24 protein-coding genes and 1 riboswitch are annotated in these 24,725 nt (G+C 28.2%); of the genes, 22 read left to right on the top strand and 2 right to left on the bottom strand.

Features of this window, described 5'->3' with window-relative positions; all coding sequences use genetic code 11:
- The first annotated feature begins 3 nt into the window (after positions 1 to 3).
- From QX51_RS04375 to QX51_RS04305, 15 genes are all read left to right on the top strand, one after another.
- Entirely contained in the window at positions 4 to 1,080 is a 1,077-nt protein-coding gene (locus QX51_RS04375; RefSeq protein ID WP_039678694.1) for a PRK06851 family protein, read from the top strand.
- A 147-nt stretch (positions 1,081 to 1,227) separates the two neighbouring features.
- Positions 1,228 to 2,613, top strand: a complete 1,386-nt coding sequence (locus QX51_RS04370) for a GspE/PulE family protein (RefSeq protein ID WP_039678693.1) — start codon at positions 1,228 to 1,230, stop codon at positions 2,611 to 2,613.
- Between the two features lie 12 nt (positions 2,614 to 2,625).
- Positions 2,626 to 3,804: a type II secretion system F family protein gene (locus QX51_RS04365; RefSeq protein WP_052232874.1), complete on the top strand. Its 1,179-nt coding sequence runs from the start codon at positions 2,626 to 2,628 to the stop codon at positions 3,802 to 3,804.
- 17 nt (positions 3,805 to 3,821) lie between these two features.
- Positions 3,822 to 4,172: a competence type IV pilus major pilin ComGC gene (locus QX51_RS04360; protein WP_039678692.1), complete on the top strand. Its 351-nt coding sequence runs from the start codon at positions 3,822 to 3,824 to the stop codon at positions 4,170 to 4,172.
- Between the two features lie 155 nt (positions 4,173 to 4,327).
- Positions 4,328 to 4,522, top strand: coding sequence for a hypothetical protein (locus QX51_RS04355; protein WP_039678691.1), 195 nt, complete (start codon positions 4,328 to 4,330; stop codon positions 4,520 to 4,522).
- A gap of 24 nt (positions 4,523 to 4,546) precedes the next feature.
- On the top strand, positions 4,547 to 5,053 hold the full coding sequence (locus QX51_RS04350) for a hypothetical protein (RefSeq protein ID WP_039678690.1): 507 nt from the start codon (positions 4,547 to 4,549) through the stop codon (positions 5,051 to 5,053).
- Positions 5,054 to 5,491 carry a hypothetical protein gene (locus QX51_RS04345; RefSeq protein WP_039678689.1) on the top strand — a complete coding sequence of 146 codons (438 nt, stop codon included), beginning with the start codon at positions 5,054 to 5,056 and terminating at the stop codon, positions 5,489 to 5,491.
- Complete coding sequence (locus QX51_RS04340; RefSeq protein WP_039678688.1) at positions 5,491 to 5,952, top strand: hypothetical protein; 462 nt, start codon at positions 5,491 to 5,493, stop codon at positions 5,950 to 5,952. The genes QX51_RS04345 and QX51_RS04340 overlap by 1 nt, the downstream gene beginning before the upstream one ends.
- A 267-nt stretch (positions 5,953 to 6,219) precedes the next feature.
- Positions 6,220 to 7,251: a YecA family protein gene (locus QX51_RS21155; RefSeq protein ID WP_039678687.1), complete on the top strand. Its 1,032-nt coding sequence runs from the start codon at positions 6,220 to 6,222 to the stop codon at positions 7,249 to 7,251.
- Positions 7,252 to 7,419: 168 nt separating this feature from the next.
- Positions 7,420 to 7,797, top strand: coding sequence for a hypothetical protein (locus tag QX51_RS04330; RefSeq protein ID WP_039678686.1), 378 nt, complete (start codon positions 7,420 to 7,422; stop codon positions 7,795 to 7,797).
- 174 nt (positions 7,798 to 7,971) lie between these two features.
- Positions 7,972 to 9,573, top strand: a complete 1,602-nt coding sequence (locus QX51_RS04325; protein ID WP_039678685.1) for an NAD(P)/FAD-dependent oxidoreductase — start codon at positions 7,972 to 7,974, stop codon at positions 9,571 to 9,573.
- Positions 9,574 to 9,734: 161 nt separating this feature from the next.
- Positions 9,735 to 11,357, top strand: coding sequence for a Na/Pi cotransporter family protein (locus QX51_RS04320; RefSeq protein WP_039678684.1), 1,623 nt, complete (start codon positions 9,735 to 9,737; stop codon positions 11,355 to 11,357).
- A 185-nt stretch (positions 11,358 to 11,542) separates the two neighbouring features.
- On the top strand, positions 11,543 to 12,889 hold the full coding sequence (locus tag QX51_RS04315) for a glucose-6-phosphate isomerase (protein WP_039678683.1): 1,347 nt from the start codon (positions 11,543 to 11,545) through the stop codon (positions 12,887 to 12,889).
- 159 nt (positions 12,890 to 13,048) lie between these two features.
- On the top strand, positions 13,049 to 14,140 hold the full coding sequence (gene htrA, locus QX51_RS04310; protein ID WP_039678682.1) for a serine protease HtrA: 1,092 nt from the start codon (positions 13,049 to 13,051) through the stop codon (positions 14,138 to 14,140).
- Between the two features lie 163 nt (positions 14,141 to 14,303).
- Positions 14,304 to 15,146 (top strand): TylF/MycF/NovP-related O-methyltransferase, encoded by an 843-nt coding sequence (locus QX51_RS04305; protein WP_039678681.1) that lies wholly within the window; start codon positions 14,304 to 14,306, stop codon positions 15,144 to 15,146.
- Positions 15,147 to 15,193: 47 nt separating this feature from the next.
- Here QX51_RS04305 and feoB read toward each other — a convergent pair whose 3' ends face one another.
- Both feoB and QX51_RS04295 read right to left on the bottom strand, forming a co-directional pair.
- On the bottom strand, positions 15,194 to 17,110 hold the full coding sequence (gene feoB / locus QX51_RS04300; protein WP_039678680.1) for a ferrous iron transport protein B: 1,917 nt from the start codon (positions 17,108 to 17,110) through the stop codon (positions 15,194 to 15,196).
- Positions 17,111 to 17,344: a FeoA family protein gene (locus QX51_RS04295; RefSeq protein WP_039678679.1), complete on the bottom strand. Its 234-nt coding sequence runs from the start codon at positions 17,342 to 17,344 to the stop codon at positions 17,111 to 17,113.
- A gap of 182 nt (positions 17,345 to 17,526) precedes the next feature.
- On the opposite strand from QX51_RS04295, the gene QX51_RS04290 reads away from it, so the two are divergent.
- The 7 genes from QX51_RS04290 to QX51_RS04265 all read left to right on the top strand — a co-directional run bounded on the left by QX51_RS04290 (position 17,527) and on the right by QX51_RS04265 (position 24,725).
- Positions 17,527 to 18,054, top strand: a complete 528-nt coding sequence (locus QX51_RS04290; protein ID WP_039678678.1) for a Gx transporter family protein — start codon at positions 17,527 to 17,529, stop codon at positions 18,052 to 18,054.
- A gap of 39 nt (positions 18,055 to 18,093) precedes the next feature.
- A complete protein-coding gene (locus QX51_RS19855) occupies positions 18,094 to 18,264 on the top strand; it encodes an aspartyl-phosphate phosphatase Spo0E family protein (RefSeq protein ID WP_074080148.1) in 171 nt (56 codons plus the stop codon).
- Positions 18,265 to 18,548: 284 nt separating this feature from the next.
- A complete protein-coding gene (locus QX51_RS04285) occupies positions 18,549 to 19,229 on the top strand; it encodes a mechanosensitive ion channel family protein (protein WP_161791898.1) in 681 nt (226 codons plus the stop codon).
- A 95-nt stretch (positions 19,230 to 19,324) separates the two neighbouring features.
- Complete coding sequence (locus QX51_RS04280; protein ID WP_039678677.1) at positions 19,325 to 19,996, top strand: MgtC/SapB family protein; 672 nt, start codon at positions 19,325 to 19,327, stop codon at positions 19,994 to 19,996.
- A gap of 97 nt (positions 19,997 to 20,093) precedes the next feature.
- A complete protein-coding gene (gene pepF, locus QX51_RS04275; RefSeq protein WP_039678676.1) occupies positions 20,094 to 21,872 on the top strand; it encodes an oligoendopeptidase F in 1,779 nt (592 codons plus the stop codon).
- 282 nt (positions 21,873 to 22,154) lie between these two features.
- Positions 22,155 to 22,985 (top strand): phosphate ABC transporter substrate-binding protein, encoded by an 831-nt coding sequence (locus tag QX51_RS04270; protein ID WP_039678675.1) that lies wholly within the window; start codon positions 22,155 to 22,157, stop codon positions 22,983 to 22,985.
- Between the two features lie 145 nt (positions 22,986 to 23,130).
- Positions 23,131 to 23,233: riboswitch (purine riboswitch) on the top strand.
- Between the two features lie 142 nt (positions 23,234 to 23,375).
- Positions 23,376 to 24,725, top strand: coding sequence for a nucleobase:cation symporter-2 family protein (locus tag QX51_RS04265; RefSeq protein ID WP_039678674.1), 1,350 nt, complete (start codon positions 23,376 to 23,378; stop codon positions 24,723 to 24,725).

Raw genomic sequence — 24,725 nt, 5'->3', positions numbered from 1 at the left:
AATATGAAAGGTAAAGTTAGGAAGATATTTCCAGGGGCAAATACAAGTAATGGTTTTTATTCTTATTTTGATTATATAATTCCAAAGGATATAAATAGAGTATTTTGTTTAAAAGGTGGTCCTGGAGTTGGAAAATCATCTTTAATGAAAAAGGTAGCACGTGATTTTGTAGAAAAAGGATACGATGTAGAAGTATTCCCTTGTTCATCTGATCCAAGTTCGCTAGATGCTGTTGTAATAAAAAAATTAAAAGTTGTGTTGCTAGATGCTACGGCACCACATATTGTTGATCCTAAAATACCAGGGGCTATAGATGAGATAGTTAATTTCGGTGATTTTTGGAATATGGATAACTTAGAAAAGAATAAGATGGAAATAGTGCAGTGTAACAAAGAGATAGGAGCATGTTTCCAAAGAGCATTTAAATATTTAAAAGCTGCAGAACCAATTTTCTATGATATAGAAAGTAAAAATAGTGATACAATGAATTTTGGCAAACTTAATAAATTTACAGATGAATTTATAGATAAAATATTTAAAGGAATAGAAAATAAAGAAGAATTTTCTGGTACTAGACATTTATTTGGAACAGCTATAACTCCAATAGGTCATATAGATTATGCAGATAGTTTACTTCAAGATGCTGAAAAAGTTTATTACCTAGATGGAAAAATAGGTTATGGTAAGACTACTTTCTTAAAGAGAATATATGATAAAGCTGTATTGAAAGGGCTACATGTAGAAGTATTCCATTATCCTCTTATACCAGAAAAAATAGAGTCAATCATGATTACAGATTTAGGAATAGCAATAACTACAAGTTCTTTATTTAAAAACCAAGAAGCAATCAATTTAAGTGAATTTATAAATAAAGAAAAATTAATTGATTATAAGGAAGAATTAGAAATAGACGAAAGAGTATTAGATGAATTAATCAATTATGCTATCTCTAATTTAAAAAAGGCTAAATTAAATCATGACGTAATTGAAAATTATTATATCCCAAATATGGATTTTGATAAGGTTGATGAATTGAAATCTCAATTGGTAAAAAAAATACTAAAATATGAAAATAAATAATTAAAACAAGAAAGCTATGATAAAGAATGAATAAAATTTTATTTTAATATCATAGCTTTTATTATTTTGCATAAAATAAGAGTTTATATCTGTATAAATAATAAAATAAGTGTTGATAATCATAGTATATATTTTATAGTAATCGAGGTGATTAAAATTATAGCATTAGAAACGGATTTATCCATATTAGTACCAGAAAAGCTTGCAAGGAAATATAATTTATTTCCTATAGAGCTAAATGAAGACTCCTTAGTAGTAGGAATTGAAGAAGAAAACATATATGCTATGCAAGATTTAAATCTAGTTACAGGTAAAAATATAATTCTAAAACAAGTATCAAGAGAAGAGATTTTAGAAAATATTGAATTATGCTATGGAGATGCAATTGATGTAAACGACGATTATGCTAATTATTTGCTTCATGACATTCTACAAAAGGCTTTAAAGGAAAAATCTAGTGATATACATATTGAACCTTTTAGTGATTTATTGAAAATTCGAATTAGAGTAGATGGTAAGATGAAAGAAATGTTGAATCTAGGATTAGATTTATATCCATCTCTTGCAGCTGTAATAAAATATAAAGCTAATATGGATATTACAGAAAAAAGATTACCTCAAGATGGACGAATAGATGTGAAAATTAAGGATTCAGTAGTAGATATTAGAATATCAACAGTCCCAACTACTTATGGTGAAAAAATTGTACTTAGACTTTTAAGTAGAGATTCTTTTCTTAAAACAAAGTATGAACTAGGATTTTCTAAAGAATCTGTAGAAAAAATTAAAGAAATAATAAATAAAAAGACCGGAATATTACTGGTTACAGGACCAACAGGAAGTGGAAAAACTACTACAGTGTATTCAATTTTAAAAGATTTGAGAAATACTAGCAATAATATAATGACTATTGAAGACCCTGTTGAATACAAAATGGAAGGAATAAATCAAATACAAGTAAATCATAAAATAGGACTTACTTTTGAAAAGGGATTAAAAGCGATTTTAAGACAGGATCCAGATATTATTATGGTTGGTGAAATTAGAGACATAGAAACAGCAAAAATAGCTGTAAGAGCGGCTATTACAGGACATTTAGTTATAAGTACTCTTCATACTAACGATGCAATTTCATCAATAGCAAGGTTAATAGACATGGAAATTCCGCCATATTTATTAAATGCATCTTTGATTGGAGTTATATCACAAAGGTTAGTTAGAAAGGTATGTGAAAACTGTAGTAATGAAGTTGTTATTAAACAAAATGAAAAGAAATCAATATCTACTGCCATACCTATTGGATGTGAAGAATGTTCATATACAGGATATAATGGCCGAACTGTAGCCTATGAGATATTGACAATTGATGATGAAATACGAAATGGAATTCAACAAAATAAAGAAGCAAAGGATTTAAAAGACATAGCTATCAAAAATGGAATGATTACTTTTGAGGATAGTTACTCTACTCTGATTAAAAATAAAATAACAACATTAGAAGAATGTATTGTAAACAACGAAATTATTAATTAGGAGTAAATAATAATGTACAAATGTATAGTTTATGATGAGGAAAATAACAGAAGAATTTTAAAATTAAATATCGATACTGAAGACGAAATATATTCTTATGCTGATAAGAACAAATTTAAAGTAGTTGACATTAAGGAAAGAAAGTCTTTCTTTAAATGTAGGAAACTAAAAAATAAGGACGTAAAAGTTTTCTCTAAAGAAATGAGCATTCTTTTAAAATCAGGATGTGAAATATCCAAAATTTTAAGAATCCTAATAGATGAGTCTAATGACAAAGTGAGAGTTGTGTTAAAAGAAATACTTGGAGATATTGAAAAAGGCAACTCAATAAAGTCATCTTTTGAAAATACTAAGGCATTCTCAAATTTTTATATAAGTATGATAGCAGCTGGAGAATTAAGTGGTAATTTAGATGATGTTATGGACAAGCTAGCTACTTATTATGATAAAGAAAATAAATTAAAAAATAAGATTACTAGTATATTAATTTATCCAGCCATATTGATAATCACCATGATTATATCTTTTGTATTTATACTAATCTTTTTAATCCCTAATTTTGAAGATATTTATGCAGATAACAATATAAAAACACCAGGTTTAACGAAAATACTAATATGCTTATCACATTTACTTAGAGATGATTTGCTCTTAATTATGATAGGAAACTTACTTTTAATAGGTGGATTAATATATCTTAAGAAAAGTAGTAACAAGTTTAATGAAATGATAAATAAGCTTGTATTTAAACTTCCAGTTGTAAACACATATATGAAATTAATTATTAGTAACAAATTCATAAAAGCTTTATCAATTTTAATATCGAGTGGAGTACAAATTGTAGATTCTATTGAAATCTCATCAAGAGTAATGAGTAATGAGTATATATATGAAAAAATATGCAAAGCAAATGAGTTTATTAAAAAAGGTAACAGTATAGGTGATTCTTTAAAAACTGTTGAAGAATTACCATCACTATTACTATCAATGATAGCAATAGGAGAAGAAAGTGGTCGGCTAGATACAGTACTGGATACAGTTACAGATTATTATGAAAATGAACTAGATTCAAAACTTGAAATTGGAACTAAATACTTTGAAAATTTTATCACCTTACTTATAGGAGTTCTAGTCGGAATAGTAGTCATATCAATGATGATACCAATGTTCGATGCTGTATCAGCTATTTAAAAATGGAGGTAACTAAAATGATTATACTAAAAAAGAAAAGAAGAGGGTTTACCCTAATTGAAATGGTAATAGTTATTACTATAATCGGAATTTTATCTAGTATTGCAGTAACAAAATATTCAAAGGTTCAAGAAAATGCCAAGAAAAATGCTGATTATGCTACAGCTGCTAATTTAGCAACAGCTGCAATGATATCTATAAGTGATGGGAATACGTCAGTTGAACCAAGTGATTTACAAAGTGATGGATATATTCAATTTGTACCAATTTCAAAATCGGTAAAAGGCAATGAATTTATTGTAACAGCACAAGGAGATTCTGTAACAGTTAAGATAGGGACTGAAACATTTTATCCAAAGCCTAATTAAACTGTGGTTACACCTTAGCCAATTTAAGATAGAATAAATAATAATTTTGTGGAGGTGATTTTATAAAGGAGTATCTTATTGTAAATATTAATAATAAAACTACAGAAATATTATTAATAAGAAAAAATAGAAATAAGTGCAATATAGAGAATAAAATGAGCTATGAAATGGGAAGCAATGACTTAAATAATGAAGAAAAAAATACATATATAGATGAAATCACAAAATTAACAAAAGAAATATCCAATCAAAGATTAAAAAATATATACTTCAATATACAAAATAGCGAAGTTATTATTAGAAATATACAAAATATAAAATCTAAAAATAAAAAAGAAATTATTCAGTAAATTAAATATGAAATAGGTGGATACATGCCATTAAATTTACAAAATTATGTAATAAAATATAAAGAAAATATTAATACTAAGGGAAAGGGGTCAGTGCAAGGAATCTTATTTCCAAAGAAATATGTAGATATTTGCAAATCTATAAGTGAAAATTTAAAAATAAAGAAAAAATATCTATATATTAATTTTGATATTTTACAAAAGCTTATAGATTTAAGAGTAATTGATTTATCAAATAGTAATGATGATAAAGTAACTATAATAGAAAATAGAGGTCAAGATATGATTTTAAATACAGTTTTTGATAAAAAAATTATTGAATCTTATGTTGTGGAAAAAAATAATACTCAATATTCCATAAATAAATCTTCTTATGATGAAAATACATATTATTACGGAATAAGCGATGGCTTTATAAATAGCCTAGAAATTAAAAAATTAAATATTAAAGATAGATTGATTTTAAAAAATGATGAAGAGGTTATAGATATGACATTAGATCATTTACCAGCATGGGGGATGATAATATAGATGAGAAAAAAGGCATTAATTAATTTTTTTAAAGAAGAGGAGCGAGAAGAAAAATATTTTAAGTGTACTGTAATAATATTAATATACTTATTAATTTTTCAAAGTTATACAAGCATAAAATCTATTAATAACTTGAAAGAAGATATAAATAATACTAAAACAATTGTGCAATCAAATGTAGAGCAAGCGGTTGAAAAGAAAAAAAGTACATTGGTAAATGATACAAATGAAATATATAATCTATTAGGCTTTTCAAATGTTGAAAGGCTGTCTGTTGAAAATAATAAAGTAAGTATAGAGGGCAAATGTAAGAGTTTAGAAATACTAGATAAATTAAAATCTATGGATAATATAAAAAATTTTTCTGTAACTAATGTAGAAAATAAAAATAATAAGTTATATTTTCATGCAATATATGAGATAGGAGGCTTTGAATAATGTTCAAGAATAAAAAGGAATTAAAAAAGGTATGCATTGCCATAATGACATTTGTGGTAGTCAGTATAGGTACTTCTTATACTATGAACACTAAAATTAATGCTTTGGAGCAGGAGAGAACTAAACTGACAGAAGTAGAACCAGAATATAAAGGTGATTGTTACGATGAAACGATGGATTTAAGCGATGACATAGTAATTAAGATAATTGATAAAATGGATTCAAGTTTAGATATTAATTTTATAAACAAGTTTGATGAAGTAGATGAAAATAATAAGCCATACTCATCCATTGAACTAAGTGTATCAGGAAACTTGGATAAAATTAAAGGAATAGAAAGCGTTTTAAATGGCTTGAATCTAAATTATAAAATTGAAAATATGGATATAAAAAATCCTAAAAATGAAAAGGGAAATGAGAAGAATTATGTAGATTGCATAATGACAATTAAAGTCATATAAAGTAATAAGATAAGGTAATGATTTATGAATTGGAGTTTTATGAAAATTTATAATGAAAATGGTAGTACGATTGTTAATAAATTTAGAAGGATAATAGTCTAATTTCTAGAAAATTATTATTAAAGTATGGAAGTCCAAATTATTATATGAAACTATGGAAAAAGCAAATTGATAATAATAACTAGCAATATAAATGAAAGATAAATTCTAATATAAAATCAAGTATATATGGCCGTGCTTAAAAAATAGTGAAGGAGTGAAGATAACTTGATAGGTAGAAATGAACTATGTCCTTGTGGTAGTGGAAAGAAGTATAAAAAATGTTGCTTACAAAAAAATCAGCTAATAGAATTTACAAGAAATAAAACATTATATGCAAAAGGTTTGTATAAAAATATGGAAAATAAAATATGTGAGTATTCGAAATCATCAAGTTTCCATAAATATAGAGAGGAATGCTTAAAGAAATTTCATATTTCACAAGAAAGTAACTGTATGCTAGATAAGCAATATAATACATATTTTATGCATGATTATAGAAATGATAAGGGAAATACAATAACCAATATGTTTATAAACGATAATAAATTAACTTTAAATAAAAATCAAAGAAATATATTATCATCAATGATGAAATCTAATGTAAGCATATTTAAAATTGAAGATATAGGAACTACAAAATCAATAATTAGAGACTATTTTAATGATAATAAAATAATAGTGGAAGATATTGATGCGTTTAAAAACTTAAAAGTTGGTGAAAGTATAATAGGAAGGCCAATAAATGTACAAGGTATGAATATAATGGTTGATGAATGCATAAAGGTATCAAATAAAAATGTAAGTATAATACTTGATAGCATTAAACAATCTTATAAGGCTAACAATAATAAAAAGTTAAAGAATATAAAAGAATTTGTAATTTATAATAGTGAGCTAATTTATAAATTTGCACAACAAATATTATTAAATGATGAATCGTATGTTGTAAATTCATTAAATACTAACATAAAAAATATGACTGAAACTAAAGTAGACAATAATTTAGATGTAAATATATATGATGTATTAAAAAGTAATATAGAAGATAAATATTTACAAAAAGGATTGGATTTATGGAAGGGCTTTCTTAAATCTAACAAATCAATAAAAGGTAATGAAAATGGATGGGCTGCAGCAATAGAATACTATATTAAGAAAGATGCAGGAGAAATTATAACTCAAGCTCAAGTATCTGAAAAATATGAAATAAGTCCTCGTACCTTAGGAAAAAGATATAAAGAATTAAGAGCATCATAAAATAAATTTATTATTATTAAAATTTATTATATTTATAAGAAAATACTATTAAATTTTACATTTAATAGTATTTTTTGTATTTAAAATATAAAAAGTTATAAAAAAAGGTTTTAATATATCTAAAAGGTGATAAAATAATACATATATAATAGAGAAAGAGGTAAAAATATGAGTCTTAGTTTAGGAAATGGAATTGCAGTATCAACTAACTTTATAAAATCGAATCCAGCAGTACCTGTATATAATGGTGAGGAAAGTCCTAGCAATTTATATGCTGTAATTTATCATATAGAAATAGGATACAATGAAGGTAAAGAACAAAAAGTAAAACAATACATAATAATTGACTATAAAGACTTTGATTTATCTTCAGAAAAGAAAGATGAATTATTAGATACAGCAAAGAAATACTGTGAAATGAAAGATATACCACAAGGAGATCAATTAGAAATAACATTATTAGACAATGATGAAGCTGAAGATTTCTTAGAAAAGGTATTTAACAATATGAAAGTTATAAGAGGTCTTATTACTAAAAGAGACTAATAGTATTTAACAGCTAAAAATAAATAATAATTTTATGAAAAATCAAAGGCTTTGGTAAATTCCTGGCTTTTGATTTTTTTTGAGTAATATGTGAAAATTTATGTCTAGGTATTTTTTTTAGTGGTAAATATAATAGGTAATATAAAATATAGAAGTACCATAAAGGAGAAAAAAATGTTAAGAGTATCGAATATAAAAATTAGTATTGATGAGGATAAGTCAAAAATACTAAAGTTAGTATTAAATAAATTAAAAATAAAAGAAAATGAATTGATAAAATATCATATTTTTAAGGAGTCTATAGATGCAAGGAAAAAAGGAAAAATAGATTTTGTTTATACTGTAGATGTTGAACTTAAAAATGAACAAAAGTTATTAAAAAAATGTCTAAAGGATATAGTTGAAGTAAAACAACCTCATTATGTGGGCGTTCAACATGGAAGTAATAAAATAAACAATAGACCAGTTGTTGTAGGAAGTGGTCCAGCAGGTTTATTTGCAGCCCTACTTTTAGCACAAAGAGGATATAATCCACTATTAATTGAAAGAGGATTAGATGTGGATGAGAGAACAAAAGATATAAATAATTTCTGGAACAATAGAGTATTTAAAAATAACTCAAACGTACAATTTGGAGAAGGTGGAGCAGGTACTTTTTCAGATGGTAAACTTACAACAAGAATAAAGGATATCAGATGTAGAAAGGTTTTAGAAGAGCTTGTAAACTTTGGTTCACCTGATGATATACTGTACTCTCATAAACCACATGTGGGAACTGACATACTTAAAAATGTTGTAAAAAATATAAGAGAAGAAATAAAAAGACTTGGTGGGGAAGTAAGATTTAATACTCAAGTTACAGATATAGAAGTAGAAAATGACAGTATAAAAGCAGTAATAGTTAATGATAAAGAAAGAGTAGAATGTGACAATGTAATATTTGCTGTTGGTCATAGTGCGAGAGATTCTTATGAGATGTTATATAGCAAAGGTGTAAAAATTATTCAAAAACCATTTGCTATTGGAGCTAGAATAGAACATCCTCAAGAATTAATAAATAAATCTCAATATAAAGAATTCTATAATCATCCAAGGCTTGGAGCAGCGGATTATAGACTAATAGAGCATACATCTAACGGAAGAACAGCATATTCCTTCTGTATGTGTCCTGGAGGTACTGTAATAGCATCTGCATCAAATGAATTTGAAGTAGTGACAAATGGTATGAGTGAACATGCTAGGGACAAGGTAAATGCAAATAGTGCATTTTTAGTTAATGTTACACCAGAAGACTTTGGCAATAGTCATCCTTTAGCAGGGATTGAATTCCAAAGAAAATATGAAAAACTAGCTTATGAATTAGGTGGTAAAAGTTATAATGCACCTATGCAATTAGTAGGAGATTTTTTAAATGACAAGATTACTACAGATATAGGAAAGGTTGAGCCATCATATAAGCCAGGCGTAACAGGAGCTGATTTAAGGGACTGTTTACCTGAGTTTGTTACAAACACAATGAAGGAAGCTTTATTATCTCTTGATAGAAAATTGAATGGATTTGCAATGTATGATGCTGTGTTAACAGGTGTAGAAACAAGGTCATCTGCTCCAGTAAGAATAGTAAGAGACGAAGAAACTTTGCAATCAGTAAGTACTAAAAATCTATACCCATGTGGGGAAGGTGCTGGTTATGCAGGAGGAATAGTTACAGCTGCAGTTGATGGTATAAAATGTGCAGAAAAGATCATTGAAAAATATTGTCCAATTGTTAAATAATTTTAACAATTATAGTCGAATTGATAAAAAAATTTAACGAAAATTTATGATATAATGTTTATGCGTTAAATCATAAATACATAGTAGTAAAAGATTTTTTATTTAGGATTAAAAGCAGAATATAATAGTCAATGATTAAATGTAACTAAGGAGGAATACAATTGGAAATAATCATCGGTATTATGGGTGGATTAGGATTATTCTTATTTGGAATGAATCTTATGGGAGAAGCCCTAGAAAAGGCAGCTGGAAGTAAGCTGAAAAAGATTATAGAACTTCTGACGAGTAATATATTTATGGGAGTTCTTGTTGGGACATTAGTAACAGCTGTAATCCAATCATCAAGTGCCACTACAGTAATGGTAGTTGGTTTTGTTAATGCTGGTATAATGACATTGCCACAGGCAGTAGGAGTTATAATGGGTGCTAATATAGGGACAACAGTAACAGCTCAATTAGTATCTATAGATATGAATGGACTAGCTCCTGTAGCTTTAGGAATAGGTATAATTCTTTATTTATTCGGTGGAAAGCCAAAAACTAAACATATTGCAGAAGTTTTAATAGGATTTGGTATATTATTTACAGGCATGGACTTCATGAAAGAAGCTGTGCAACCATTATCAGAATACCAAGGATTTACAAATGCATTACTTACTTTTGGTAAATATCCAATCTTAGGATTATTACTAGGATTTGGTATAACAGCAATAATACAAAGCTCAAGTGCATCAATGGGTATGCTAGTTGTTTTAGCATCACAAGGGTTAATACCACTTAATAGTGCTTTACCAATATTATATGGTCAAAATATAGGAACTTGTGTAACATCTTTATTATCAAGTATAGGTGCAAGCATAAGCGCAAAAAGAGCAGCACTTATACACTTAATATTTAATATACTTGGAACAGTAATATTCTTATTATTCTTAAATAAAATAGTTGTTGCTGGAGTAACTTATATAGATCCAAATAATGTTGCAAGACAAATTGCTAATGTTCATACAATATTCAATATAGCATCAACATTAATATTATTACCATTTAATAAAATGATAATAAAATTAGCAACTAGATTAATTCCAGACTCACATTTAGAAGACGATGATGTAAAAGTTGTAAAATTTATAGATGATAGAATGATTGAAACACCTTCAATAGCTTTACTAAATGTTGAGAAAGAAACATTAAGAATGGGTGAGAAATCAAAACAAAGTTTAGACTGTGCAATGAGAGGTATAATGGAAAAATCTCAAAAAGATTTATCTAACACATTAAAAAAAGAAAAAACAATAAATGAATTACAAAAAACTATATTAAGCTACTTACTAAAATTATCTAAGGCACCTTTAAATGAAGAATCAAGAGAAGTGATAGATTCATTGTTTAACACAGTAAATGACATAGAAAGAATAGGTGACCATGCTGAAAACTTAGCAGAATTAGGTGAAAATAGTATAGCTAATGATGTTGTATTTTCAGATCATGCAAAAAATGAATTAAATGATATGTATAACAAAGTTTTATCAACTTATACTTATGCATTAGAATCTATGAGAACATCAGATGTAGACCTTGCTTGTAAAGTAATAAAAATGGAAGAACAAGTAGATATTATGGAAAAATCATGTAGAGTAAATCACATGAGAAGATTAAATAATAATATGTGTAGTATAGACAATGGTATTATTTACTTAGAAATAATAACTAATTTAGAGAGAGTTTCAGATCATGCTGTAAATATAGCTCAACAAGTTATAGCACAAAGTGTAAATGAAAAATAGATAACCAATAAAGCCTTAGAGATAGTAATTATTTCTAAGGTTTTTTATATTTTTGTATAGAAGGTTAAAAATTAACTAATGCGAGAAAAAAATAATATGAATTAAACAATTTTTTAACAAGAAGGTAAACCTATTTTATGATATAATTTTATGATATAAATACTATAAAAAGAGGGAGTAAAATTATGAACAAAATTAATTTTAACTATAGTAAAGCCTTAGGTTTTTTTGCTAAGGAAGAGGTAGATGCATTACAACCTTATGTTGATGTTGCACACGAAATGCTTCATAACAAAACAGGTTTAGGTAATGATTTCTTAGGTTGGATAGACCTTCCTAATAACTATGATAAAGAAGAGTTTGCAAGAATAAAAAAAGCTGCTGAAAAGATACAATCAGATTCTGATGTATTGATAGTAATAGGAATAGGTGGTTCATACTTAGGGGCTAGAGCTGCCATAGAATGTCTAGGTCATTCATTTAGAAATAATTTAAATAAAGAAGAAAGAAAGACTCCAGAAATATATTATGCAGGGAACAATATAAGTTCAACTTATTTAATGGACTTATTAGATATAATAAAAGATAAAGATGTATCATTAAACGTTATATCTAAATCAGGAACTACTACTGAACCAGCTATAGCTTTTAGAGTATTAAAAGAATTCTTAGAAAATAAATACGGAAAAGAAGAAGCTGCAAAAAGAATATATGCAACTACAGATGCAAGTAAAGGTGCATTGAAACAAGTTTCTGATGAAGAAGGATATGAAACTTTTGTAATACCGGATGATGTTGGAGGCAGATTCTCAGTGTTAACGCCAGTTGGTTTATTGCCAATAGCTACAGCAGGTCTTGATATAGATGCAATGATGCAAGGTGCTAATGATGCTCGCGAAAATTACTCTACAGCTAACTTAGCAGAAAATGATTGCTATCAATATGCAGCTGTTAGAAATGTTTTACATAGAAAAGGCAAAGATATAGAATTACTAGTAAACTATGAGCCAAGTTTACATTTTGTAAGTGAGTGGTGGAAACAATTATATGGAGAATCTGAAGGAAAAGACCAAAAAGGTATATTCCCAGCAGCAGTAGATTTTTCAACTGATTTACATTCAATGGGACAATACGTTCAAGATGGTAAGAGAATCTTATTTGAAACAGTTTTAAATGTGGAAAAACCAAGAAGAGCCATAGAATTAAAATCAGCAGAAAATGATTTAGATGGACTTAACTATTTAAGTGGAAAAACTTTAGATTTTGTAAATGAAAAAGCATTCCAAGGAACTTTACTTGCTCATACTGATGGTCAAGTTCCAAACTTATTAATCAACATACCTACATTAGATGAGTACAATTTTGGATACTTAGTATACTTCTTTGAAAAAGCTTGTGGGATAAGTGGATATTTATTAGGAGTAAATCCATTTGACCAACCAGGTGTTGAAGCATACAAGAAAAATATGTTTGCTTTATTAGGCAAGCCAGGATTTGAAAAAGAAAAAGAAGAATTAGAAAAAAGACTTTAGAAATTAAGGTTTAATTAAGAATAAAATATTATAATGAAATCATCATAAGAGATTTATATCGATTGTGATGATTTCTTTTTTATGTTTAAGAGATTAAAAGTTAATAATAAATAATATAAATAAAATAATAATATATTCATTTTGTTAGGAGGAGAAAAAATGTCTAGAAAAAAAGGGATAGGATTAGTAGTTATTGTAGCAGTAATATGTTCAGTACTTAGTTCATTTTTAACGGTAGTTTTATTAAAAAATAATTTAACTTCATCATCAAATGGAGGCGCTACATCACAAAGTATCAATATTAATAGCGCTGGAAAAAGTACAAATGTGTATCAAGCAGTAACAGAAAAGGCTATGCCATCTGTAGTAGGTATTACTACAACTGTAATGAGCTCAAATAATATGTTTTCTATTCCAACTGAATCAGAAGGTGTGGGAACAGGTATAGTAGTAGACTCAAATGGATACATACTTACAAATTCTCATGTTATTTCTGATGGAGAAGCAAAAAAAGTAAATGTACTATTTAATGATGGTTCAAGTATTGATGGTAATGTTGTTTGGTATGACTCACAATTAGATTTAGCCGTAGTAAAAGTAAATAAAACTGGCCTTACTCCAGCAGAACTTGGAGATAGTGATAAAGTTTCAATAGGAGACATATCTATAGCTATAGGTAATCCACTTGGATTAGAATTGCAAAGAACAGTTACACAAGGTATAATCAGTGGACTAGATAGAACCATAAAAACTGAAAGTGCAACTATGACGGGGCTTATTCAAACAGATGCGAGTATAAACTCTGGTAATAGTGGTGGACCGTTATTAAATGAAAAAGGCCAAGTTATAGGAATAAATACAGCAAAGACATCTGAAGGTGAAAGTTTAGGGTTTGCTATTCCAATTAATCAAGCAAAAGAAATTATAGAATCAGTAATTAAAAATGGAAGCTATGAAAAAGTAACACTTGGTATAAAAGGATATGATGCATCAACTTATGCAGCTTATGCTCAATCTCAAGGACAGAAGGTAGCTACTGATGAAGGTATATTTGTTGGAGAAGTAGTAGACGATTCTCCAGCTAAAAAAGCTGGCGTTAAAGCAGGAGATATAATTGTTAAATTAGGAGATACAAAACTAACAAGCATGTCTGATTTAACTAAACGTTTATATGAATATAAAAGTGGTGACAAGACTACTTTAGTAGTAAATAGAGATGGTAAAGAAGTAAAATTAAATGTAAGTTTTTAATATAAAAATAGTGAGGAGCAATATCCTCACTATTTTTATATCCAAAATAATATTTAAAAAATGTGAATTTAGATAATATATAATTTTAATTTATATTGAGATTTAGAGTTTAAATTATTACTATTTATTATATAAATATAAAAAGGAAGAAGAGGAAAAGTATATGAAAAAAATAATGATATTTGGGGCAGGGCAAGCTGGTAGTATGATATCAAACTGGATAAATGGAGGTTTAGAATTATTAGGTTTTATAGATAATAATCCAGATTTATGTGGAAAATATAAAGGTAATAAAAAGATATATTCTGCTAAAGAATCTGTAAAAATGATGCCTGATATTATTGTTATTACAGTTTTAAATAAAGAAACATCTGAAGAAATTCAATTACAACTAAAATTATTAGATTATAAAGGAATTATATTTAATATTAATGATTTTAAATCATACATAGATATAAGATTAGCATCTTTGAGATTGATAGCATCTGAGATAAATGAACAGAAGCTAGAGGGAGAAGTTGCCGAGCTAGGTGTATATAAGGGGAAATTTGCATCGGAAATCAATAGATTATTTCCAAACAAAAAATTATATCTTTTTGATACTTTTGAAGGTTTTAATAGCGAAGATGTGAGTATAGAAAACAGTCATGGATATTCAAAAGCTAAGGTAGGAGATTTCTCAGATACTAATATGGAATTAGTAAAAAATCAGTTGCCATACAAAGAGCAAGCAATATTTATTAAAGGATATTTTCCTGAGAGTGTAAAAGAAGAGCTACCAAGTTTTTGTTTTGTTAGCTTAGATACAGACTTGTATAAACCTACTTATGAAGGGTTGAAAGTATTCTACCCTAAGCTTGTAAAAGGTGGAATGATCATAATACATGACTATAACAGTACTCAGTTTCCAGGTGTGAAAGATGCAGTAAAAGAATTTTGCATAGAAAATAATGCTTTCCTAGTACCACTATGCGATATGCATGGCTCGGCAGTATTAATAAAATAGTTAATAAAAAAATTGCTATACTCATTAGAATATAGCAATTTTTTATATTATTCGTTTGTAGCTTTTGCATGACATGATCCACTTGATGGACAAGACGAGCAAGAACTACATCCGCTTGATTTTTTAGTGAACATTTTAAATAGAATAAATGCAGCGATTAAAACTATTAAACCACCTATTATATACTCTACAGAAGTACTACTACCAACTATTAAGTTACCAACTGTAGTAACAATAAATGCAACTACCCAAGCAAGGGCAAATTGATAAGATAATGATATTATCATCATTTTATTTCCGTATTCTTTTCTCATAGTAGCAAGTGCTGCTATACATGGTGTATATAGTGCAGAGAATGCTAAGAATGAAAGTGCTGTAACTCCAGTGAATACAGTAGGTAAAACTTGAGCTAAATCATTACCAAATAAAACTGACATTGTATTTACAACTATTTCTTTAGCACCAAGTCCAGTAAGTATAGAAACTGAAATTCTCCAGTCACTAAATCCTAAAGGAGCAAATAAAGGAGCAATTATTTTTCCGAAACTTGATAAGAAGCTGGTATTCATATCTTCAGTAAATCCATGTAAGTTAAATGATGATAAGAACCATATAACTACTGACATGGCAAACATTACAGTCACAACTCTTATTAAGAATCCTTTAGATTTACTCCAAGTATTTTTTAATAAAGATGATAAAGTAGGAACTCTATATTCTGGCAATTCAAGAACGAAAGGTTCTGCTTGTGTTTTGTATACTGTTTTGTTTAATACTAAAGCAACTAAGATTGCTACAACTATTCCTAGTAAATATAAACCAGTAGTAACTAAAGCTTCATGTCTAGAGAAGAAGATTTTTACGAATAGAGCATATATAGGCAATTTAGCACCACAAGTCATAAGTGGAGAAATTAATGCTGTTATCTTTCTATCTTTTTCACTTTCTAAGGTTCTAGTTGCCATTATTGCTGGAGAAGAACATCCAAGTCCCATAACCATAGGGATAAATGCTTTACCAGATAAACCAACTCTATACATTATTCTGTCCATTAAGAAAGCTGCTCTTGACATATATCCGCTATCTTCAAATAATGATATTCCGAAGAATAAAGTGAAGATTAGAGGGAAGAATGGTAAAGTACCAGCTACACCACCAAGTACACCATCAACTATAAGAGATTTAAACCATACACTTGAATTAGCTAACATACTGTCAACTGGAGCCATAACATAAGTCTCTATTGCTCCTCCAAGCCATTCTTGTAAAGGTCCACCTACCCAATCAAAAGTAAATTTAAATAATAGCAATAATATTCCTATAAAAATTGGATAAGCAAGTATAGGATTTAGTATAATATCATCTATACGATCACTTATTGATTTCTTATTAGTTGGAGGAACTATAGTAGCATTAGATATAATTTCTTCTAATTTTTTATAAGTTTGAGTTTCATCACCAAAATCTATAGAGTAATTAATCATAGATTTTGAAGCATTTTCAATTACAGACTTAATATTTTCTAAACCAGTTTTTTTCTTTGCAACTATAGGCAGTATAGTAACATTAAGATTTTCAGCTAATTTATCATAATCTAGTTTTATTCCTTTAGCCTCAGCCAAGTCAACCATATTAAGTAAAATAACTATTGGTTTATTATATTTCATAAGTTGAGTAGTAAGGTATAAGTTTCTATCAAGATTAGAAGCATCTACCACATTTATTATTACATCAACATTTCCTTTTTCTAAAAATTCTTTAGATACTTTTTCTTCATTAGAGAAAGTATCCATGGCATAAATACCTGGTAAATCTACTATTTTTATATTATCATCTAAAAAGCCTTCTTTTTTCTCGATTGTTACCCCAGGCCAGTTACCCACATATTGGTTAGAACCTGTTAATAAGTTAAATACAGTAGTTTTACCAACGTTAGGATTACCGAATAAAGCTACATTAATCAACTAAACCACCTCACTATCTTTTAAGTATATATTTTTTGCATCAGATTTTCTTAAGGCTAAGTTAAGTCCTCTAAAATTAACTATTATTGGATCTCCTAGTGGAGCAATTTTTTTTATTTCTATTTCAGTATTAGCAATACATCCTAAAGCAAGAAGTCTTTTTGCTAATCGTTCGTCACCATCTATATTATGAATTGTACCGCTTTGGCCAACTTTTAAGTCGTAAACAGTCATCATTAACACCTCCTAATGAGTTTCATTATCAATTAAATTATAACTATATTTAGTCAAAATGTCAATATAATCATAATTTTAACATTAGATTTTTAAAACTTATATAAAAAAAATTAAAATATAGAGGTTTTAAACTATATATTGTATTATAATATTAGGTTAAAAAATGGAGATGAAAATGAATGAAAACTAAAAAGATGACTTTTCTAGGTTTGATGGTGTCATATAGCTTAGTATTATATATAATTGAAACTTACATACCTAACCCACTTATAGCGATCTTTCCAGGTGCTAAATTAGGTTTATCAAATATAATAACGCTTATATCATTGATAATCTTAGGTGTAAAAGATACATGTATAGTATTAACTGTTAGAATTATATTATCTTCTATTTTTGCTGGACCTATTTCATACTTATTATTTAGTGCTGGAGGAGCATATTTAAGTTTAATCTGTATGTATTTAGCTAGTAAGATAAAGGGTTTTTCACTTATAGGAGTGAGTATTATAGGAGCCATAGGACATAATATAGGACAGTTATTAGTAGCAAGTATAATAGTACAAAGTATTAATATGGTAGGGTATTTACCATTTATGCTTATAGCATCTTTAATTACAGGGATGTTTGTAGGATTAGTATCAAAGTATTGTTATCCTAAATTGACAATATTTTCCGAGAGGTTGTTGACAAAGAATAACAATTTTTGATAGAATTAAATAAAATACATATTGATAGTGGTGGTTTTTATGGATAAAAGTGAATTAGAAGCACTGAAGAAAGAAATTGAAGAAGTAAGGGAATTAATAAATACATATATAGAGTACCCTGAAATATTCAGAGATGAGCTAGTTGAATCAAGTCAGAAAATAGATATGTTAATAAATGAATATATAAAGCAAGCAAGTGACCCACAATAATGTGGGTTTTTTTGTATGTATTTTGTGATTTTAAATGAGAATTATGAGTATACTAAAGTATAAATGTAAATAAGAAAGCAAATTTTATTTATGAGTTTATTATAATTAAAGGTGATTAAATGTTTTTTTCTAAATTAATTCGTAGCATTTTTATCATAATAATCGCATGTATTTTGTTAAAAATTATACAATTTTTTTTAAAAGGTTTATTTAAAATTACAAAGTTTGATGAGAGGTATGAGGACACCCTTTGTAGTGTGCTATGCTCTGTGTCTTACTATATAATGCTATTTTTAAGCGTCATACTAATACTTAGAGAGTTTGAAATTGTTGATGCAACTGCATTTGGTTCATTAGTTACTGGAGCAAGCATAGTTGGAATTGTGGCAGGAGTCGCATCCCAAAGTATACTAAAAGACATTTTTAATGGATTTTTTATTCTATTTGAAAAGCAAATTCAGGTAGGAGATTTTATTGTAATAAATGAAGAGTTTAGAGGTAGTGTAGAAGAAATTGGCATAAGAAGTGTTAGTCTCAGAGATTGGGATTTAAAAAGAATTACTATTCCAAATGGTAATATTAACAGTATAAGAAACTATAGTAAGGATGTGATGAGAGTTATTGTTCATGTTAGAGTTTCTTATGAGGAGGATCCGATAAAAGTTTTAGATTCATTACAAGAAGTATGTAATATAATGAATGAAAACTATAAAGAGTACCTTGTTAAGTTAAGACCATCTAGCAATCTAGGATTTAAAGTTTATGGAATAACAGATATAGAAAAAATATCAATAGGTGCAAAATACACAATTACAGGCGTAGTTACATCAGAAAAATATTTTGCTATATTGAGAGAAGCTAAATTACAAGTCTTAATAGTATTTAAGAAAAATAATATTAAGATTGGATATCCAACAAATATAAACATCTTAGCAAATGAAGATAATATAAATGAAGAATTATAGATTGTAATTACGAATAGAGAATAAAAACATATACTATACTAATAAATATATGAAATACTTATATAATATGAATATATGATTCTAAGGGGGATAAAATGGGGGACATAATTTTAAAAAATGAGGAAGTAATCATAAAACTCTTATTAGCTGTTATAGTAGGTGGTTTTACTGGTTATGAAAGAGAAAAGTCTAATCAATTTGCGGGTTTTAGAACACATATTTTAGTATCTATTGGATCATGTATTACATCTATTATAGCTCTAGAACTATTTACCCAATATGGTAGCATTACAAATATGGATCCAGCAAGGTTACCTGCGCAAGTATTATCTGGGATAGGTTTTTTGGGTGCAGGAGCTATATTAAAAAATTCCAATGGAATAAGAGGATTAACAACAGCAGCAGGTATATGGACTACTGCATGTATTGGGATTGCAATAGGATATGGTCAATATGTGCTTGGAATTTCGGCATGGATTTTAGTGATGACAACACTGTATATATTGAAAAATTTTGATAAAGTAATATCTAAACGAAGTCAAACAGTACTAAAAGCAACTATAACAAACTTAGATGTGACATCTACTGTATTTAATACTATTAAATCATCTGAAATAGCCATAAAAAACTTTCAAATAATAACTAAATCAGAAGGAATATGGGAAATTGTGCTTTTGATTGAATATGATAAGAGATTAATATTAGATGAGTTAATTATAGAACTGAAAAATATTAATCATGTTATTAATATGGAATATATAAAGTAAGTTTAATGTAGTTTGCGATTTTATTTTGGAAATACTAATATAAATATATATAAATAAAGAAGTTTATTAGATAAATAATTTATTAAGGAGTGAAAAGATGGAAAGAAGTACAATAGAAAATAAATTTAAATGGACAATAGATGAAATGTACCCAGATGAATCATCTATAGAAAAGGACATAAAAAAGGTAAAAGATTTAATTGAAGAAGTTAAGAAATACAAGGGAACTTTAGCTGATAGCGAAGAAAACTTATATAAAGCTTTAAACATATCAGAAGAAGCATCTAGAATACTTCAAAATTTATATGTGTATACTCATATGAAAAGTCATGAAGATACTAGAATAAATAAGAATCAAGGAAATGCAACTAAAACAGATATGTTATCTACAGAATTATCAATGGCAACTTCATATATGGTGCCAGAAATAATTGCTATGGATAATGAAAAATTAGAAAATTACTTAAAAAGTGAAAAGTTATCTAATTATAAAAAACATGTAGATGAAATTTTAAGATTAAAACCACATACTTTAAATGAAAGAGAAGAAGAATTATTAGCTGCAGTATCTGATTTATCAGGTGTACCAGAAAATATATATGATATGTTATCTTTTGCTGATCTACAATTTCCAGAAATAGAAGATGAAAAAGGCGAAAAAGTCAAAGTAACGCACTCAAACTTTAGCTTATTCCTAAAAAGCAAAGACCAACGAGTAAGAAAAGATGCATTTGAAGCAATGTATTCTATTTATGGTCAATTTAAGAATACTTTTGCATCGACTTTATATGGTGGTATAAAAAGCGAAATATTCTATGCTAAAACAAGAAAGTATGAATCTGCGCTACAAGGTTCATTATTCCAAGACGATGTTAGTGTGGAAGTTTACGACAACTTAATTGCAGCTGTTCACGAGAATTTAGACTCTCTAAATAAATACATGGATCTTAAAAAGACATTTTTAGGACTAGACAAAATAAATATGTATGATTTATATGTGCCATTAACTGAAAACTTTGATATGGAAATACCTTATGAAAAGGCACAAGAAATTATATTAGAAGCCTTAAAACCTTTAGGTGAAGAGTATTTAGAAAATGTAAAAAAAGCATTTGCTGAAGGTTGGATAGATGTATACGATAATGAAGGAAAACAAGGTGGAGCTTATTCTTGGGGTAGCTACGATTCTAAATCATATATATTACTTAGCTACAAAGATGACTTAAACTCATTATTTACTTTAATACATGAAATGGGCCACTCAATGCATAGTTATTATTCAAAAAATAATCAACCATATTTGTATTCGGGATATAAAATCTTTGTGGCGGAAGTTGCATCTACATTAAATGAGCTATTATTAATAAATTACTTATTAAAAAATGCCAGTTCAAAAGAAGAAAGAGTGTATTTATTAAATTATTACTTAGAGCAATTTAGAACTACTGTGTATAGACAAACAATGTTTGCTGAGTTTGAAAAAATATGTCATGAAAAAGTTGAGGGTGGAGAGCCTTTAACAGCAGAAGAATTCACAAATATTTATTATGACTTAAATAAACAATACTATGGTGAATCTTGCGAAGTAAATGAAGATATAGGGCTAGAATGGGCAAGAATACCTCATTTCTATAGCAATTTTTATGTATATAAATATGCTACAGGATTCTCAGCAGCATCTGCTTTAAGTAAACAAATACTTGAAGAAGGTGAAAGTGCAGTAGCAAGATACAAAGAATTCTTAAAGAGTGGTGGTTCAGATTTCCCATTAAACCAACTAAGAAAAGCTGGTGTGGATATGGAGAAAAAAGAGTCTGTTGATAAAGCTTTACATGTGTTTAAAGATTTAGTAGACGATCTAGAAAAAGAATTATAATGTTAATAAACAAAGGAGCTATTTTTATATAATGTATGTATAAATAGCTCCTTTGTTTATGGAAAAAATATACATTGTAGTCATATAAGGAAATCGAATTTTATTGTAGAATATTAAATTGTGTAAAGTTAATATGGATTTAACAAACTTTACACCCCTTTAATGTATACTTAATACTCTCTTAACACTTGTTCTGTATTATTAAGTTGTAAGATAAATCAAATCGAGAGAACAAAAAATAATAAAATAAAAGATTTTGGTATTTGGAAGGAGATTATTAAGATGTTTAAAAAGAAAATAATTGCATTATTATGTGGGGCAGTAATGGTAAGTGGACTTGCAGTAGGGTGTGGTTCAGGAGGTTCTTCAGAGGGGGACACTGCTAAAATAACTATATCAGGATCTACTTCAGTAGGACCAACAATGGAGGTTCTAGCAGAAGCATATCAAAAGAATAACGATGTTAAAATAGAAGTACAACAACCTGGTTCATCAGCAGGGATAAAAAATACAATAGATGGAACTTCTGATTTAGGGATGTCTTCAAGGGATTTAAAAGATGAAGAAACTGCAGATGTAGAAGGAACTCAAATAGCTATTGACGGTATAGCAGTTGTAACAAACACAGCAAATAAAGTGAAAGACTTAACAATCGATCAAGTTAAAGATATATTTACAGGAAAAATAACTAACTGGAAAGAAGTTGGTGGAGAAGATGCTTCAATAGTAGTAATATCAAGAGAAGAAGGTTCTGGAACTAGAGATGGATTCCAAGATATATTAGGATTTGAATCTGAAGAATTAACTAAAGATGCTACAATAAGTGATGGTTCTGGAAATGTAAAATCAACAGTAGAAGGAAATGAAAATGCTATAGCATACATATCATTTGGATATTTAGATGATACTTTGAATGATTTAAAAATAGATGGTGTAGAGGCTAATGATGATAATGTTGTTGCTGGAAAATACCCAATATCAAGACCTTTCTTAGTAATAAACAAAAAAGATGCTATGACTGATAATGCAAAAGCATTCGTTGATTTCATAATGAGTGAAGAAGGACAAAATATAATAGCTGAAGAAGGATTCATAAAAGCTCCTACTAAATAAGCAAGATTCTATAATTGATTATTATATTTAAATAAACCTTAAGTTACAAAAAAGCCTAGTTGAAATCAGCTAGGCTTTTTACATTTAATGAATAAATATGTTTAATTGTATAAAAAGTATTTACAAAAAAAGTAGATGTGGTACAATAAGATAAAAATAAATGACTCGTATATTTGACGGTAATATGGTCCGTAAGTTTCTACCTGCTAACCTTAAATTAGTAGACTACGAGGTATAGTTTAAAGAATATATAAGTATAAACTAGCTAAGATTGATTTATATTTATTTTGGATAAACACCTCGATATTTGTATCGAGGTGTTTTTTAATTCCTAAAAACTATTAGAAACTGAGTCATACACACAAAAATAAAACTATGGGAGAGAGTGTTATGAATTCATCAAACATAAAACAATTAAACAATTTAAAGTATGGGGTTGAAGATAATCCTGCCTTGGCTACAAAGATCCTTTTAGGATTTCAGCATATATTTGCAGCTTTTGGAGGAATTATAGTCGTTCCCTTAGTAATATCCAGTTCATTAGGATTTGATCCAGCTACATCCATGGCAGTAATTAGTGCTTCAATATTAGCTGCAGGTATAGCTACAATAATTCAAGCAAGAGGAGTAGGAAGAGTAGGATCAAAAGTTGCATGTATCATGGGTACAGATTTTACATTTGTATCACCGTCCATATCAGTAGGTTCTGTATTGGGATTACCAGGAATAATTGGAGCAACAATTTTAGGTGCATTTTTTGAAATTATTTTAAGTTATTTTATAAAGCCTTTAATGAAGTTATTCCCACCAATAGTAACTGGTACAGTAGTTTGTTTAATAGGTCTTACTTTGCTGCCTGTATCAATGGATTGGGCTGCTGGAGGAGTAGGAGCGGCTGATTATGGTAGCTTAACAAATGTATCAATAGCAATGCTTGTTATGATGATTACTTTGCTTTTAAACAGATATGGAAAAGGAATTCTAAGTAGTGCATCGATACTTATAGGGATGGTTGTAGGATACATAATTTGTATACCACTTGGAAAAGTTGATTTTTCAGCAGTTACACAAGCAAACTTTATAGCTATACCACAAATATTCCAATACGGTGTAGTTTTTGATTTAAAAGCTTTGATTGCATTTTTACCAGCATATTTTGTTACAACAATAGAAACAGTAGGATGCTTAAAAGCAATAGGTGAAGTATCTGATGTTGACATGGATGATAAAAGAGTTGGGTCAGGAGTATTGGCTGATGGTGTGGGGAGTATCGTTGGTGGAGTTGTTGGATCATTCCCAAATACATCCTTCAGTCAAAATGTAGGTCTAATACCATTAACAAAAGTGGCAAGTAAGCATGTGGCAATAATGGCAGGTATACTATTAGTTATACTTGGTTTATTCCCTCAATTTGCAGCGTTAATAAATGGAATACCACAACCAGTTCTTGGGGGGGTTGGGATAGTAATGTTTGGAACTGTTGCAGCAGCAGGAATAAAAACATTAAGTAAAGTAGAAATAAATGATAGAAATTTATTAATAATAGCAACATCTATAGGGCTGGGTCTTGGAGTTACTTTTAGACCAGACTTTATATCACAATTACCAGAAGGATTACAAATGGTGTTTTCTTCAGGAATATCAACTGGTACAATAGTTGCTTTAGTTTTAAATATAATACTTAGAGAAGATAAACAAGAAAAAAATATAAATAAAGAATTAGATAGTGAGGCAATGTAA

Source organism: Terrisporobacter othiniensis (genome assembly GCF_000808015.1).
GTDB lineage: Bacteria > Bacillota > Clostridia > Peptostreptococcales > Peptostreptococcaceae > Terrisporobacter > Terrisporobacter muris.
The sequence above is the reverse complement of the archived record's forward strand: the minus strand, read 5'-3'. Positions and strand labels throughout refer to the sequence as shown.

Excerpts from the sequence above, each read along its gene's own strand:
- QX51_RS04315 (WP_039678683.1), top strand. The coding sequence starts at position 11,543 with ATGAACAAAATTAATTTTAACTATAGTAAAGCCTTAGGTTTTTTTGCT.
- QX51_RS04365 (WP_052232874.1), top strand. The coding sequence starts at position 2,626 with ATGTACAAATGTATAGTTTATGATGAGGAAAATAACAGAAGAATTTTA.
- QX51_RS04355 (WP_039678691.1), top strand. The coding sequence starts at position 4,328 with ATGAGCTATGAAATGGGAAGCAATGACTTAAATAATGAAGAAAAAAAT.
- QX51_RS04305 (WP_039678681.1), top strand. The coding sequence starts at position 14,304 with ATGAAAAAAATAATGATATTTGGGGCAGGGCAAGCTGGTAGTATGATA.
- QX51_RS19855 (WP_074080148.1), top strand. The coding sequence starts at position 18,094 with ATGGATAAAAGTGAATTAGAAGCACTGAAGAAAGAAATTGAAGAAGTA.
- QX51_RS04270 (WP_039678675.1), top strand. The coding sequence starts at position 22,155 with ATGTTTAAAAAGAAAATAATTGCATTATTATGTGGGGCAGTAATGGTA.
- QX51_RS04325 (WP_039678685.1), top strand. The coding sequence starts at position 7,972 with ATGTTAAGAGTATCGAATATAAAAATTAGTATTGATGAGGATAAGTCA.
- QX51_RS04375 (WP_039678694.1), top strand. The coding sequence starts at position 4 with ATGAAAGGTAAAGTTAGGAAGATATTTCCAGGGGCAAATACAAGTAAT.
- QX51_RS04350 (WP_039678690.1), top strand. The coding sequence starts at position 4,547 with ATGCCATTAAATTTACAAAATTATGTAATAAAATATAAAGAAAATATT.
- QX51_RS04295 (WP_039678679.1), bottom strand. The coding sequence starts at position 17,344 with ATGACTGTTTACGACTTAAAAGTTGGCCAAAGCGGTACAATTCATAAT.
- QX51_RS04280 (WP_039678677.1), top strand. The coding sequence starts at position 19,325 with ATGGGGGACATAATTTTAAAAAATGAGGAAGTAATCATAAAACTCTTA.
- QX51_RS04285 (WP_161791898.1), top strand. The coding sequence starts at position 18,549 with ATGCTATTTTTAAGCGTCATACTAATACTTAGAGAGTTTGAAATTGTT.
- QX51_RS04265 (WP_039678674.1), top strand. The coding sequence starts at position 23,376 with ATGAATTCATCAAACATAAAACAATTAAACAATTTAAAGTATGGGGTT.
- pepF (WP_039678676.1), top strand. The coding sequence starts at position 20,094 with ATGGAAAGAAGTACAATAGAAAATAAATTTAAATGGACAATAGATGAA.
- htrA (WP_039678682.1), top strand. The coding sequence starts at position 13,049 with ATGTCTAGAAAAAAAGGGATAGGATTAGTAGTTATTGTAGCAGTAATA.
- QX51_RS04340 (WP_039678688.1), top strand. The coding sequence starts at position 5,491 with ATGTTCAAGAATAAAAAGGAATTAAAAAAGGTATGCATTGCCATAATG.
- QX51_RS04290 (WP_039678678.1), top strand. The coding sequence starts at position 17,527 with ATGAAAACTAAAAAGATGACTTTTCTAGGTTTGATGGTGTCATATAGC.
- QX51_RS04345 (WP_039678689.1), top strand. The coding sequence starts at position 5,054 with ATGAGAAAAAAGGCATTAATTAATTTTTTTAAAGAAGAGGAGCGAGAA.
- QX51_RS04360 (WP_039678692.1), top strand. The coding sequence starts at position 3,822 with ATGATTATACTAAAAAAGAAAAGAAGAGGGTTTACCCTAATTGAAATG.
- QX51_RS04330 (WP_039678686.1), top strand. The coding sequence starts at position 7,420 with ATGAGTCTTAGTTTAGGAAATGGAATTGCAGTATCAACTAACTTTATA.